Below are 13,050 nucleotides of genomic sequence, written 5' to 3'. Positions count from 1 at the left end.
AATCGGCCGTTCGGTTCACTTAGGCTGATCGTCTGGGGTGAGCCGGGAGGTCGGATTGTCGCCGCGCACGGACGACGGCCCGCTCGTCGCCGACGTGCCGCGGGACGACGCGTACCCGCTGATTCGCGACGAGCGGGCCTGCGTCGTGACCGCCCTGCGGCTCGGCTGGTGGATGGCGGACGCCTACCACCACGCGCGGACCGCCGAGCTGCGCGACCCCGGAGCCGACCGGCCGGCGGGCGCACCGGCGAAGCTCTCCAACCTGACCGAGATGTCGGGGCGGCGGCGCATGCAGATGTACCTGGACGGCGTGGAGGTCGCCCTCACCCAGATCGCCGAGCTGACCCGGCGCGTCGGCCCCGTGCCCGCCACCGCCGACGCGCGGGGCCGGGTGGCCGACGGGTCCGCCGACGCCCTGCTGCTCGCCCTCGACGACCTGAACGTGGAACTGCTGCGCTGGACGATGTCCACCAACCAGCGGGTGGGGCTGGCGTACCGGCTGGGACGCTCGCTGGCCGACACCGTCCGGTACGGCGACGCCGTGCGGAACGGCGACGCCGGGCAGGTGGCCCAGCGCTTCGGCGGGCGGCAGTTCGAGATCGGCCGTTGGCTGGGCGAGCTGGCCAGCGTGCTGCCCCCGTACTCGGCCGCGGTGGTCCGCCACTCGCTGTCGGCGTGGGCGTCGGCGGTCACCAGGGCGGGCGTGGGCGACCCGACCGAGGCGGGGCTGCCCGAGCTGGCCCGCGAGCTGCGCAACCAGGGCGAGCTGTGGCAGGGCGTGCTCACCGGCGGGCTGCACCCGAGGGACCTGCTGGACGAGGAGGACTACGCCATCGTCGCCCGGAACCTGATCGTGCGGGACCGGAGGCTGGTGGTGCAGGCCGTCCGGGGGATCTTCTGGCCGGTGCTCGTACCGCTGCTCGCCGTGCTGTTCGCCGTGGTGGGGGTGAGCGCGCTCGCCGCCGCCGGTCCGCCGGTGACCCGGGCCGCCGTGGCCCTGCTCGGGCTGGGCGCCGGGCTGGCCGCGATCTGGCGCACCGTCTCGGGGCCGGCGCTCGCGGTCGCCGGGGAGGTCAACCGGCCGCTGCTGGAGAGCGAGCTGACGGCGCGGATGGCCGTACGCATCGACCGGCCCCTGGCCGCCGCGCGGGCCGCCGGCCGGGCCCGCCGGCAGCGCCGCCCCGACGAGCCGGGGCCTCGATCGAAATCCGTTGCCCCTCTGTCCCCCGCGGACCTACCGTGATCGCGCAAGGTCAACCACCGCCGCGGGAGCTGGTCATGTCGATGTCGCACGTCACCGGTGTGCCGTCGTGCCTGCCCACGCGTCCGGCATCGCCGGCCGGCGGCGGTCGTCACCGTGCCGAAGACCCCGGGGGCGGCCGGCCCGACTGACGCGTGCCCGCACGACGTCGAGCCGCCCGTCCGTAACCCGGACCGGGCGGCTCTTTCGCGCTCCGGCCCGTCCAGATCGTCACCGCCACGAAGGGAGACACCGGTGGACGCCGTCCTCGTCGTCAACGCCGACCTCGGCCCGCTGCACCGGGTCACCGTCCAGCACGCGATCCGGATGCTCTGCCGGCGGGTCGCCGAGATCCACGAGGCCGAGCCGGACCGGGTCATCGGGGTGTTCCCGATGCCCCGGGTGGTGCGCCTGGTCCGCTACGTGGTGACCCGGTGGCGGTTCAGCGCCGGCCCGGCCTGGTCCCGCGCCGGCGTGCTGCGCCGCGACGGGCGCTGCTGCGCGTACTGCGGGGGGCCGGCCGGCACCATCGACCACATCCTGCCCCGCTCGCGCGGCGGCCGGAACACCTGGCGGAACACGACCGCCGCCTGCTACGGCTGCAACCAGCACAAGGGCGACCGGACGCCGGCCGAGGCGGGCATGCCGCTGCGGCGTGAGCCGGCCGTGCCGAGCTGGGCGGCGCTGGCGGGGCGGTGACGGACCGGCCGGCGGGAACGGGGGGCCGCGTCGGGGGTACGCCCTCGGCGCGGCACCCGTCGGCCCCTCACCTCTCGGCACCTACCCGCCGGGTCCCGGCCTGCCGTGTCCCTGCCGGGCGGCACCCGGCCTGGCGGTACGGGAGGTGGAGCGGTCAGGGCCGGGCGGGCGGGGCCCAGCCGAAACGGGCCGGGCGGCGCTCGTGGAAGGCGGCAACGCCCTCGCGGGCCTCGCCGCTGGCCCGGACCTGCCCGTGCCACCAGGCGATCCGGTCCTCGTCCGCCCGCCCGTCGACGATCTCCTTGGCGGCGGCGACGCTGAGCTGCGACCGGGCGACCACGGCGGCGGTGAGCTCGTCCACCCGGGCGGCGAGCCCGTCGCCCGGCAGCACCTCGTCGACCAGGCCCACCCGCAGCGCCCGCTCGGCGTCGATCAGCTCGGCGGTGAAGAGCAGGTGCTTGGCCGCGGCCGGGCCGACCAGCCGGGCCAGCCGGCGGGTGGTCGGCGCCGGATAGACCAGGCCCAGCCGCGCCGGCGGCACGCCGAACCGCGCGTCGGTGGTGGCGACCCGCAGGTCGCAGGCGACGGCGAGCTGACAGCCGCCGCCCACGCACGCGCCCCGGACGGCGGCGACGGTGGGCTTGGCGAAGGCGGCGAGCCGCTCCTCGGCGGCCACCGCGATGCTGGCGTCACCGGCGTCCAGCAGCTCGTCCAGGTCGCCCAGGTCCGCGCCGGCGCAGAAGGTGTCCCCCGCGCCGGTGAGCACCAGCGCCCGGACGGCCGGGTCGGCCTCCAGCCCGTCGAGCAGCTCCGGCAGCCGTCGCCACATGGCGGTGGTCATCGCGTTGCGCCGCGCCGGATTACGGATCACCACCGTCGCCACCGGCCCGGCCACCTCGACGAGGAGTTCCGCGTCCGCCACCGTCACCACCCCTTCGACGTCCCGCCCGGCCGCCGGGAGCGGCGACGCGTGCGGCGACCATAACGGCGCCGGCCCGACGACCACCCTGGCGGGGTGGTCGCCGGGCCGGCGACGGTACGGCTACGTCAGGAGACGTTGAGCGCGGTGTCGTCCACGACGAAGGACGTCTGGAGCGACACGTCCTCGGTGCCGGTGAACCTCAGGGTCACGGTCTGGCCCTTGTACGCGGCCAGCGAGAACGACTTCTGGCTGTAGCCCGCGGCCTTGTTCAGGTTCGAGTACGTGGCGAGGGTCGCCAGCACCGTCCCGGAGGAGTTGAGCACCTGCACCCGCAGCGTGTCGTACGCGGTGCTGCTGGTGGTCTCCGCCGAGTCGATGTGCAGCCAGAAGCTGAAGTTGTACGACGTGCACCCGGCCGGCAGGCTCACCGACTGGGAGAGCGTCTCGGTACGGGTGGTCCCGTACCCGTTCATCCACGCGCTCCACGTGCCGGTGCGGGCCGGCTGCGCGGTGCCGTGCTGGCCGATCACGCCCGAGGACTGCGTCCAGGCGGTGACCCCGGACTCGAAGCCCGCGTTGGCGAGCTTCTGACCCGGGCTGGTGCAGCCGCCGCCGGTGCCGTTCACCGTCAGCGTGTAGGTGGCGCTGCGGGTGACCGAGCCGGCGCCGTTCACGGTGACCGTGTAGGTGCCGGGCGCCGTGGCGGCCGTGGTGGCCACGGTCAGGGTCGACGAGCCGCCCGAGGTCACCGAGGCCGGGCTGAACGAGGCGGTCGCCCCGCTCGGCAGGCCGGAGGCCGACAGCGTCACGGTCTGCGCCGAGCCGCTGGTGGTGGCCGTGGCCACGGTGGTGGAGACCGAGCCGCCCGGGTTCACCGCGCCGGAGGTCGGCGAGAGCGAGACCGAGAAGTCGTTGCCGGTCGAGCACGGCGCGTCGTTGCCGGCCACGTTCACCGCGGTCCAGGCCGCCTGGACGGTCTTGTACTCGGTGGAGCAGCTGCCGTACAGGTCGGTCGCGGCGCGCAGGCTGTACGCCCGGGCGGTGTTGGCCGGGTTGCTGGTGTTGACGTACGAGGTGTTGGAGGTGAAGTACGCGTCCAGCGCCCGCCACCAGATCTTCTCGGCCTTGGCGCGGCCGATGCCGGTCACCGCCGGGGCGGAGCCGCAGACCGGCGAGGTGCCGTACGAGGTGGCCCCGGTGCCCTCGGCGAGGTTGAAGAAGAAGTGGTTGGCGACACCGGACGAGTAGTGCACGTCCTTGCTCCTGGTCGAGGTGGACCAGCAGCTGTCGCTCGAACCGTCCAGGGACGGGTTGTACATGTAGCGCAGCGGCGTACCGTTGCCGTTGATGTTGATCTTTTCACCGACCTGGTAGTCGCCCGGGTCGGCGGAGCTGTTGGCGTAGAACTCGACCATGTTGCCGAAGATGTCGCTGGTGGCCTCGTTGAGGCCGCCGGACTCGCCGGAGTAGGTCAGGCCGCCGGGGACGACGTTCTCGGTCACGCCGTGGCTCATCTCGTGGGCGGCCACGTCGATGGAGACGAGCGGCCGGGAGTTGCCGCTGCCGTCGCCGTAGGTCATCCGGGAGCCGTCCCAGAAGGCGTTGACGTAGTTGTTGCCGTAGTGCACCCGGCTCGGCACGCCCCGGCCGTCGCCGAAGATGCCGTTGCGGCCGTGCACGTTCTTGAAGTAGTCGAAGGTCTTGGCGGCGCCGTGGTGCGCGTCCACGGCGGCGGACTGCCGGTTGGAGGCGGCGCCGGTGCCCCAGGTGTTGTCGGCGTCGGTGAACGTGGTGCACGTCGACGTGCCGTTGTTCATGTCGCACGTGGAGCCGTTGCCGCGCAGCGGGTCGATCATCTGGTACGTGCTGCCGGAGAGCGTGGTGTCCACGGTGACGGTGCCCGAGTAGACGCTGTTGCCCGTGCCGGAGACGGCCTCGATCTCGTCGTACGAGCCGACGACCTTGCCCGTGGTGGCGTCGGTGACGACGTGGAACCGCGACGGCGTCTGCCCGTCCGGGTGCCAGCCGGTGACGACGGTCTCCCAGGCGAGCCGGCCCTTGCCGGAGCTGGCGTCGACGAAGAGCTCCGGGTTGCCCACCGCGGTGAGCGTGCCGGAGAACTCGGCGCGGGCGGCCTTCTTCGCGGCGGCGGAGGAGACCTTCGCCGTGGTGGGGAGGGTCAGCGGGGCGTCCAGACCGACCGAGGAGCCGGCGTAGCCGCCGTTCGGGGTCGTGTGGATGACGAAGTCACCGCCGTACACCCGCAGGCCCTGGTAGGTCCGGGTGTAGCGGGTGTGGGCGGCGCCGTTGGCGTCCACCTTGGTGCTGTGCACCTGGTAGGACTCGGCGCCGGTGCCCTGGACGGCACCGGGGTTGGCCCGCAGGACGCTCGCCGCCGCGGCGGCGGGGCCGCCCGGGGCGGGGGCGGCAGCAGGTGCCGCGAGCGTCGGGGTACCGACGCCGGTCAGCAGACCGCCGGCTAGCAGGGCCGCACCGACGGCGGCAAGGGGTCTCTTCACGTGCCCTCCTGGACAGGAATGCGTGACGGGGGTAGTCACACATGTAGATACAACGATGCGCCAGCCAAAAAGAGAAGGGTTGATCGGATTTCCGCTTGAGACAATGGCCGTTCGGTGGAATCGACGCTGGTGGGAACCGGATCGCCACCCCGAGCGTCCGACGAACATGAGATCAGCTTCGATGGCCGGCGCCGGGATCGCGCTCGCGGCGACCCTCCTGGCCGGCTGCGCGCCGACCGGACCCGCGGACCCGGCCGTCCCGCCCGGTCCGGCGCGGACGCCGGCCACACCGACGACCGCCGCGCCGTCCCCGCAGCCGACGACCGCGCCGCGCTCCCCCGGGCCGGCGGCCACGGCGGCCCGGATCATGCTGACCCGGTCGGGCGGGTTCGCCGGACGCGGCGACACCGTGACGGTGGAGCACGACGGCCGCTGGACGGTCGTCGACCGCGCCGGATCCCCACGCACCGGCCGGCTCTCCAGCGCGGATCTCGACCGGCTGCGCCGGCTCGTCGTCGACCCGGCCCTCGCCGCCGAGGCGGGCCGCCCGTCGGCGCCCACCGCCTGCCAGGACGCCTTCAGCTACCGGCTGACGATCGGGGAGGTGGAGACCGGCTACGTGGACTGCCCGGCCGACGGTGCCGCGCCGGCCGCGACCCGTGCGGTCGTGGAACTCCTGCTCGGGGCCACGGGCTGAGCGAGCACAGGCCCGTCGGTCGGGGTCAGAACCGGTAGTCCTCCGGCAGGCCGGTGGCGCGCAGCTCCGGCGGCAGATGGGCGGTGTCGTTGACCGCGAGCAGCGTCGGCGGACCGCCCGGGCCGTAGCGGATCACCGTCAGCCCGCAGTGGTGCGCGTTGAACCCCAACCAGCGCCGCTCCGGCGCGTCGAGCGCGTGCCGGACGAACCAGGCGATCAGGAACGTGTGCGTGACGACCAGATCCCGCCGCTCGCCGTCGTCCGGGGCGGTGGCGAACCGCCGCACGGCCGCCGCCGTCAGTCGCGGCCCGTCGGCCCGCTCCGCCGGGGAGAAACCCGCCAGCAGCCGGGCGTACGCGGGCGGCAGGCCGGTCGGATCGGTGTCGTGCGGCAGGTGGTCGCCGACCTCCTCGGCGGCGTACACGCCGATCCCGGGCAGCGACGCCGCGACCAGCTCGGCGGTCTCGACGGCGCGCCGCAGCGGGCCGTGGTGGACGGCGTCGACGGGCACGCCGCGCAGCCGCTCGCCGAGCAGGGTCGCCTGCCGGCGGCCCCGGTCGGACAGGCCGGTCTCCGGCGGGTCGAGGCCCGGCGGGGTGCCCGGCGGACGGCCCTGCTCGCCGTGCCGGGCCAGGTAGAGCAGGCGGGTCCCCACGTCGTCCCCCTGGTACGCGATCGGAGGCGTGCCACCGGCGGCACGCCTCCCGATCATGGCTCCCTGCCGCCAGGTCAGCCCCTGGGGAACATCTGGCCGATGCGGATCTTGTTGCCGAACGGGTCGCGGATGCCGAAGTCGATCCCGTACGGGCGCTCCATCGGCTCGTCGGTGATCTCGACGCCCTTGGCGACGAGGTCCTCGTACGTCTTCTGCGCGTCGTCGGTGGTCATGAAGAGGTACCCGCCCAGCGCCCCCTTGGTGAGCAGCTCACGGACCTGCTCGGCGGTGGCCGGGTCCAGCGCCGGCGGGCCCGGCTTCTCCAGCAGGATCTCGCGCTCCGGGTCGCCGGGCAGGTTCACCGTCAACCAGCGCATGAAGCCGAGGTCCTGGTCGGTGTTGACCTCCAGGCCGAGCTTGCCCACATAGAAGTCGAGGGCCTCGTCCTGGTCGAGCACGTAGATCTGGGAGCGGCTGATCGCGTTCATCGTCATGCCCGGAACGCTACGGGGCTCCCCTGACCTGCTGCTTATCCAAAACTGACCTCTGCTGTCCGAAGCTGCTGGGCCGGGTCCAGGCCTTCGTGAAGCACACCGGCACGGCGGCGGTCGGTGCCTTGCGCCGGCGGTACTCCGACGGCGACTCCCCGACGATCTGTCGGAACGTGCGGCTGAACGTGCCCAGGCTGGCGAAGCCGACCGCGTAGCAGACGTCGGTGACGTCCCGGCCGGTGTGCAGCAGCAGGTACATCGCCCGCTCCACCCGGCGCCGCTGGAGGTAGCGGTGCGGGGTCTCGCCGAAGGTCGCCCGGAAGGTGCGGATGAAGTGCGCCTCGGAGACGTACGCGATCCGGGCCAGGGCGGGGATGTCGAGCGGCTGGTCGTACGCGCGGTCCATCGCGTCCCGGGCGCGCAGCATGGCCCGGTTCGACTCCTCCGTCGCCCTGCTCACACCGCCCAGCATAGGGTGCCGTCACGCCGGACCCCGCTACCTCGGTGCGGTCGCCAGGATCGCGTCGAGGCCCTGGTCGAACAGCTCGTCGTCGCTCCATCGGGCGTCGTCGAGGTGACCGGAGTCGATGAGGGTCGGATAGGCGGCGGGATTCGCCGTGATGTGCCGCCGGGCCTCGCCGCGCGCGTGCGGATCAGCGGTCCGCCGCCAGGTCGCCTCGGTGAGCGCGGCGCCGATGACGTAGTTGGCGAGCAGGCGGGTCGCCACCGCCAGTCGACGGCCCGAGAAGCCGCCGCGCACCAGTGCCGACTGGAGGAACTCGGTGCGCGCGAGCACGTTGGGGCCGAGCATGGGTCGCCCGATCAGGCTCGCCGCCCAGGGGTGCCGGAGGATGGCCGTCCGCCAGTCCCGGACCAGCGCGCGTACGTCGTCCCGCCAGTCGCCCACCTCGTGCGGGAGCCGGACGTCGCCGAAGATCTGGTCGACGGCCAGGTCGAGCACGTCGTCCTTCGTCTTCACGTGCCAGTACAGCGCGGTGGACGTGACGTCGAGTTGCTGGGCGAGGCGACGCATCGTCAGGCCGTCCATGCCGTGCCCGTCGAGCAGGGCCACTGCGGCGTCGACGATGCGTTGCCGGCTCAGCGGCGGCGTACGGCGCGGACGGGCGGACTCCGCACGGAGCCACACCGAGCTGACGGCATCGGGCCGGCCGGCCGGCTCCTCGCGCGGCGTCCGGCCGGATCGGTTGGTGGTCACCCGACCACTCTATTACGGTGCTCGGGCGACTTAACGGTGGTAAGTTGCTCGACACGCGTTAGGTGACGGCGCCACAGAGGAGGCCTGGGCATGCCCCTGATGCGGATCCATCTAGACACCGACCCGACGACCGCCCGCCGGGTCCTGGCCCTGCACCGGGCAGGGAAGAACCACCACGAGTCCCGGGACGCCGCCCGCAGCGAGGTCTGGCGGCACGGCCGCACGCCAGCCGCCGAGCCGGTCTTCGTCGGCGTCACCAACGGCAAGCCTCTCCGCCTGATCTACGACGTGGAGGTCCACTTCGACACGACGCCCTGATGCGAGATCCGCGCAGACCGACGGCACGCCGACGGCGACGGTCAACCGGCCGGCTCGCGACGGTGCCCGGCAAGAGATGCCTGATGAAATTTGGAGCCCCCGGCCGGGATCGAACCGGCGACATCTCGCTTACAAGGCGAGTGCTCTGGCCAGCTGAGCTACAGGGGCGTGTGGTGCCGACGCCAGCATAGCGACTGACGTCCGGATTTCCGCCGCGGCAGGCCCCCCGACCACCGGAAACGTCTCCGCCCTCCTGCGGCGGACCGACATTGACGGTCGATTGATGTCCGCCCGTGCCCGAGTGACCGGAATGTCTATGCGGTCCGTCCCATCCCGTGCGCCCCGCCTTGGCAGGTGGCGGAAAGCCGTTTACCGTGCAGTGACACGGACGACATCTCGATCACCGAGAGGCTGCCCGTGGGCCGGCGCGTCCCGTGCCGGCCGCTCCTTCACTCGGATCGTCCGGCACGTTCCTGCCGGTGAAAGGAAGCACCCCACCATGGCTACGGTCACCTACTCCAAGGCGTCCCGGATCTACCCGGGCACGGAGCGTCCCGCCGTCAACCAGCTCGACCTGGAGATCGGCGACGGCGAGTTCCTCGTCCTGGTCGGCCCCTCCGGTTGCGGTAAGTCCACCAGCCTGCGCATGCTCGCCGGCCTGGAGGACGTCGACCAGGGCTCGATCCACATCGACGACCGGGATGTCACCCACCTGCCGCCGAAGGCCCGCGACATCGCGATGGTCTTCCAGAACTACGCCCTCTACCCGCACATGACGGTGTACGAGAACATGGCGTTCGCGCTCAAGCTGCGCAAGACCTCGAAGGCCGAGATCGACCGGCGGGTCAAGGAGGCGGCGGCGCTGCTCCAGCTGGAGGAGTACCTGGGCCGCAAGCCGAAGGCCCTCTCCGGCGGTCAGCGCCAGCGGGTGGCCATGGGCCGGGCGATCGTCCGCGAGCCGCAGGTCTTCCTCATGGACGAGCCGCTGTCGAACCTCGACGCGAAGCTGCGTGTGCAGACCCGTACCCAGATCGCGTCGCTCCAGGCGAAGCTGGGCGTCACCACCGTCTACGTCACCCACGACCAGGTCGAGGCCATGACCATGGGCCACCGGGTAGCGGTCATGCTCGACGGCGAGCTCCAGCAGGTGGACACCCCGCGGGCGCTCTACGACACCCCGGCCAACGTCTTCGTCGCCGGCTTCATGGGCTCCCCCGCCATGAACATCAAGACCGTGCCGCTGAACGAGCGGGGCGCCGCCTTCGCCGACCTCCACATCCCGCTCACCCGTGAGCAGGTCGAGGCCGCCCGCGCCGACGGCGGCGACAACAAGGTGACCGTCGGCTTCCGCCCCGAGGACTGCGACCTGGTCAGCCCGACCGAGGGCGGCATGCCCGTCGTCGTCGAGCTGGTCGAGGACCTCGGCTCGGACGCCAACATCTACGGCCACGCCGCGCTCGAGGGCAGCAACGAGCGCTTCGTGGTCCGTACCGACCGGCGCACCATGCCGAACATGGGCGACACCGTGTTCGTCAAGCCGCGCGAGGGCCGCAGCCACGTCTTCAACGCGAGCACCGGCCACCGCATCTGACGTACGACGAGATGGGGGTGCCCGCCGATCGGCGGGCGCCCCCATCGTCGTCTCCGGCTGAAGGCCCCCGGACAGGCGAAGGGGCGGCCCGCCATCGGCGGACCGCCCCTTCTTCGTGTCTGTGGATCAGCCCTCGGCGGCCCGGCGGCGCGCCACCTCGGCGAGGGTGACGGCCGCGGCGACGCTGGCGTTGAGCGACTCGACGTCGGAGACCATCGGGATGCTGACCGTCAGGTCGCAGGTCTCGCCGACCAGCCGGGAGAGCCCCCGACCCTCGGAGCCGACCACCACGACCAGCGGGCCGACGGCGGCCTCCAGGTCGTAGAGGTCGGTCTCGCCGTCGGCGTCCAGGCCCACCACGAGGAAGCCGGCGTCCTGACAGGCCTTCAGCGACCGGGTCAGGTTGGTCACCTGGGCGACCGGTACCCGCGCCGCCGCACCGGCGCTGGTCCGCCAGGCGGTCGCGGTGATCCCGGCCGCCCGCCGCTCCGGTACGAAGACACCCTGCGCGCCGAAGGCGGCGGCGGACCGGATCACCGCGCCGAGGTTGCGCGGGTCGGTCACCCCGTCCAGCGCCACCAGCAGCGGGGCGGTCTGCTCCAGCGCCGCCGCGACGAGGTCCTCGAAGGGCTCGTACGCGAACGCCGGCACCTGGAGTCCGATGCCCTGGTGCAGCACGCCGCCGGTCATCCGGTCCAGCTCGGCCCGGCTGACCTCCAGGATCGCGATGCCCCGGTCGGCGGCCGTCCGGACGATCTCGTTGATCCGGTCGTCGGCGTCGATGCCCTGGGCGGTGTAGAGCGCGGTCGCCGGCACCTGGGCGCGCAGCGACTCCAGCACCGGGTTGCGCCCGACCAGCAGCTCCGGCGTGTCCTTGGACGGGTTGGACTTGCGGCCCGGCGCGACCCGGGGGCCACCGCGACCGGTGGGCCTGGCGCCCCGGCCGCCCGTACCGCGCCCGCCGCCGGTCGGCACGCCCCGGCCACCGCCCTTGCCCCAGGTGGTGTCCTTGCTGCCCGGCTGGCCGATCTTGGGGGCGCGCCCCTCCTCGGCCGCCGCCCGGCGCTCCTTGTCCTGCTTCCAGGCGGTGCGCTGGGGCAGCTTCTCGGTGCCCGAGTAGGCCTTGTGCCAGGGCCGCTCGTCGGCGGGCAGGGTCTTGCCCCGCCCGGCGAGGGAGTCCTTGTTCTTGCCACCGGAGCCCTTCGGGGCTCCCGCCTTCGGCGTCAGACGCCGGCCACGGCGCTGCGAGTTGCCGGCCATCAGTCCTGCTCTCCAATAGTCCAACGGGGGCCCTGGGGGGTGTCCTCGACCACCACGCCGGCTTGCTTGAGCTGGTCGCGTACGGCGTCGGCGGCGGCCCAGTCCTTGCGACCGCGGGCCTGTGCGCGCTGCTCCAGGGCCAGCGCGACCAGCGAGTCCACCACGCCGCGCAGGTCGTCCGTGCGGCCGCCACCGGTCCACGCCGGGTCGAGGGGGTCGACCCCGAGGATATCCAGCATGGCGCGCGCGGAGGCCAGCGTCGTGCGGACGGTCACATCGTCGCCGCCGGTCAGCGCGGTGTTGCCGTCGCGAACCACCTCATGCAGGACGGCGAACGCGGCGGAGGTGTTCAGGTCGTCGTCCATGGCCGCCGCGAACGCGCCCGGCAGCTCGCCGAGCTGGCCGGCGCCGACGCGCTCGACGGCCCGCTGCACGAAGCCCTCGATCCGGCGGTACGCGACGGCGGCCTCGCGCAGCGCGTCCTCCGAGTAGTCGATCCGGGACCGGTAGTGCGCGGCGGCGTAGTAGTAACGCAGCTCCACCGGGCGCACCCCGAGCGAGTCGACGTACGTCAGGTCGAGGGCGTTGCCGAGCGACTTGCCCATCTTGGCGCCGCCGATGCTGAGCAGCCCGTGGTGCACCCAGTAGCGGGCGAACGGCAGCCCGGCGGCCTGCGACTGGGCGATCTCGTTCTCGTGGTGGGGGAAGGTGAGGTCCAGTCCGCCACCGTGGATGTCGAACTCGGCGCCGAGGTACCGCCGGCACATCGCCGAGCACTCGATGTGCCAGCCCGGCCGGCCACGCCCCCACGGCGACGGCCAGTAGGCGTCCGCCGGCTCGTCGGGCTTGGCGCCCTTCCAGAGCGCGAAGTCGCGCGGGTCGCGCTTGCCCCGGTCGGGCGCGTCCCCGGCCGACTGCATCGCGTCCGGCGACTGCCCCGACAGGGATCCGTAGGCCGGCCAGGAGCAGACGTCGAAGTAGACGTCGCCGGAGTCGTCGGTGGCCGGGTAGGCGTGCCCGTCGGCGATGAGCTTGGCGATCAGCTCGTGCATCTCCGGGATGTGCCCGGTGGCCCGCGGCTCGTACGTCGGGGGCAGCACGTTGAGCGCCCGGTAGGACTCGGCCAGGATCAGCTCGTTGGCGTACGCGATCGACCAGAAGGGCTGGCCCCGCTCCATCGCCTTGACCAGGATCTTGTCGTCGATGTCGGTCACGTTGCGGATGAAGGTGACCTCGTAGCCGGCGGCGAGCAGCCAGCGGCGCAGCACGTCGTAGTTGACGCCGGAGCGAAGGTGACCGATGTGCGGCGGGGCCTGGAGGGTGAGACCACACAGGTAGACCCCCACCTTGCCGGCTTCCCGCGGGACGAAGTCCCGCACCGATCGGGTGGCGGTGTCATACAGGCGTAGCGTCACCGTACAAGGGTAGCCGTCCCCGCATTC

General features: G+C 73.0%; 13 protein-coding genes and 1 tRNA gene. 5 read left to right on the top strand and 9 right to left on the bottom strand.

Translation table 11 applies throughout. The features are described from left to right. Nucleotides 1-55: 55 nt before the first annotated feature. Both ABZ573_RS24275 and ABZ573_RS24270 read left to right on the top strand, forming a co-directional pair. A complete protein-coding gene (locus ABZ573_RS24275) occupies nt 56-1,243 on the top strand; it encodes a hypothetical protein (protein WP_327029801.1) in 1,188 nt (395 codons plus the stop codon). A 252-nt stretch (nt 1,244-1,495) separates the two neighbouring features. Beyond that, on the top strand, nt 1,496-1,939 hold the full coding sequence (locus tag ABZ573_RS24270; RefSeq protein ID WP_151454751.1) for an HNH endonuclease: 444 nt from the start codon (nt 1,496-1,498) through the stop codon (nt 1,937-1,939). Between the two features lie 154 nt (nt 1,940-2,093). On the opposite strand, the gene ABZ573_RS24265 is transcribed toward ABZ573_RS24270, so the two are convergent. Further along, nucleotides 2,094-2,867, bottom strand: a complete 774-nt coding sequence (locus ABZ573_RS24265) for an enoyl-CoA hydratase/isomerase family protein (RefSeq protein WP_327029802.1) — start codon at nt 2,865-2,867, stop codon at nt 2,094-2,096. 119 nt (nt 2,868-2,986) lie between these two features. Continuing rightward, entirely contained in the window at nt 2,987-5,380 is a 2,394-nt protein-coding gene (locus ABZ573_RS24260) for a M4 family metallopeptidase (RefSeq protein ID WP_358121210.1), read from the bottom strand. Between the two features lie 166 nt (nt 5,381-5,546). Here ABZ573_RS24260 and ABZ573_RS24255 point away from each other — a divergent pair, with 166 nt between their 5' ends. Continuing rightward, nucleotides 5,547-6,077, top strand: coding sequence for a hypothetical protein (locus ABZ573_RS24255; protein ID WP_358121207.1), 531 nt, complete (start codon nt 5,547-5,549; stop codon nt 6,075-6,077). Between the two features lie 25 nt (nt 6,078-6,102). On the opposite strand, the gene ABZ573_RS24250 is transcribed toward ABZ573_RS24255, so the two are convergent. The 4 genes from ABZ573_RS24250 to ABZ573_RS24235 are packed head-to-tail and all read right to left on the bottom strand — an operon-like array spanning nt 6,103 to nt 8,439. Then, a complete protein-coding gene (locus tag ABZ573_RS24250) occupies nt 6,103-6,789 on the bottom strand; it encodes a histidine phosphatase family protein (RefSeq protein ID WP_358121204.1) in 687 nt (228 codons plus the stop codon). Between the two features lie 17 nt (nt 6,790-6,806). Then, complete coding sequence (locus tag ABZ573_RS24245) at nt 6,807-7,226, bottom strand: VOC family protein (RefSeq protein WP_151455308.1); 420 nt, start codon at nt 7,224-7,226, stop codon at nt 6,807-6,809. A 10-nt stretch (nt 7,227-7,236) separates the two neighbouring features. Further along, a complete protein-coding gene (locus tag ABZ573_RS24240; RefSeq protein WP_327029806.1) occupies nt 7,237-7,683 on the bottom strand; it encodes an AraC family transcriptional regulator in 447 nt (148 codons plus the stop codon). Nucleotides 7,684-7,719: 36 nt separating this feature from the next. Then, nucleotides 7,720-8,439, bottom strand: coding sequence for a TetR/AcrR family transcriptional regulator C-terminal domain-containing protein (locus tag ABZ573_RS24235; protein WP_225852270.1), 720 nt, complete (start codon nt 8,437-8,439; stop codon nt 7,720-7,722). Nucleotides 8,440-8,529: 90 nt separating this feature from the next. Here ABZ573_RS24235 and ABZ573_RS24230 point away from each other — a divergent pair, with 90 nt between their 5' ends. Then, nucleotides 8,530-8,757, top strand: coding sequence for a hypothetical protein (locus ABZ573_RS24230; protein WP_151455307.1), 228 nt, complete (start codon nt 8,530-8,532; stop codon nt 8,755-8,757). A gap of 91 nt (nt 8,758-8,848) precedes the next feature. On the opposite strand, the gene ABZ573_RS24225 is transcribed toward ABZ573_RS24230, so the two are convergent. Further along, nucleotides 8,849-8,925 (bottom strand) — tRNA-Thr (locus tag ABZ573_RS24225). Nucleotides 8,926-9,256: 331 nt separating this feature from the next. Between ABZ573_RS24225 and ugpC the strand changes: the two genes are divergently transcribed. Next, the gene (gene ugpC / locus ABZ573_RS24220) at nt 9,257-10,348 is read left to right on the top strand and encodes a sn-glycerol-3-phosphate ABC transporter ATP-binding protein UgpC (RefSeq protein ID WP_151455306.1); all 1,092 of its coding nucleotides are present in this window, start codon (nt 9,257-9,259) and stop codon (nt 10,346-10,348) included. 126 nt (nt 10,349-10,474) lie between these two features. On the opposite strand, the gene rlmB is transcribed toward ugpC, so the two are convergent. After that, the gene (gene rlmB / locus ABZ573_RS24215) at nt 10,475-11,608 is read right to left on the bottom strand and encodes a 23S rRNA (guanosine(2251)-2'-O)-methyltransferase RlmB (protein ID WP_151455305.1); all 1,134 of its coding nucleotides are present in this window, start codon (nt 11,606-11,608) and stop codon (nt 10,475-10,477) included. Beyond that, nucleotides 11,608-13,023, bottom strand: coding sequence for a cysteine--tRNA ligase (gene cysS / locus ABZ573_RS24210; protein ID WP_358121198.1), 1,416 nt, complete (start codon nt 13,021-13,023; stop codon nt 11,608-11,610). The genes rlmB and cysS overlap by 1 nt, the downstream gene beginning before the upstream one ends. Nucleotides 13,024-13,050 lie beyond the last annotated feature (27 nt).

Origin of the sequence: Micromonospora sp. NPDC007220 (assembly GCF_040634035.1) — a bacterium.
Taxonomy (GTDB): domain Bacteria; phylum Actinomycetota; class Actinomycetes; order Mycobacteriales; family Micromonosporaceae; genus Micromonospora; species Micromonospora reichwaldensis.
This window is presented reverse-complemented; position numbering and strand designations above follow the sequence as displayed.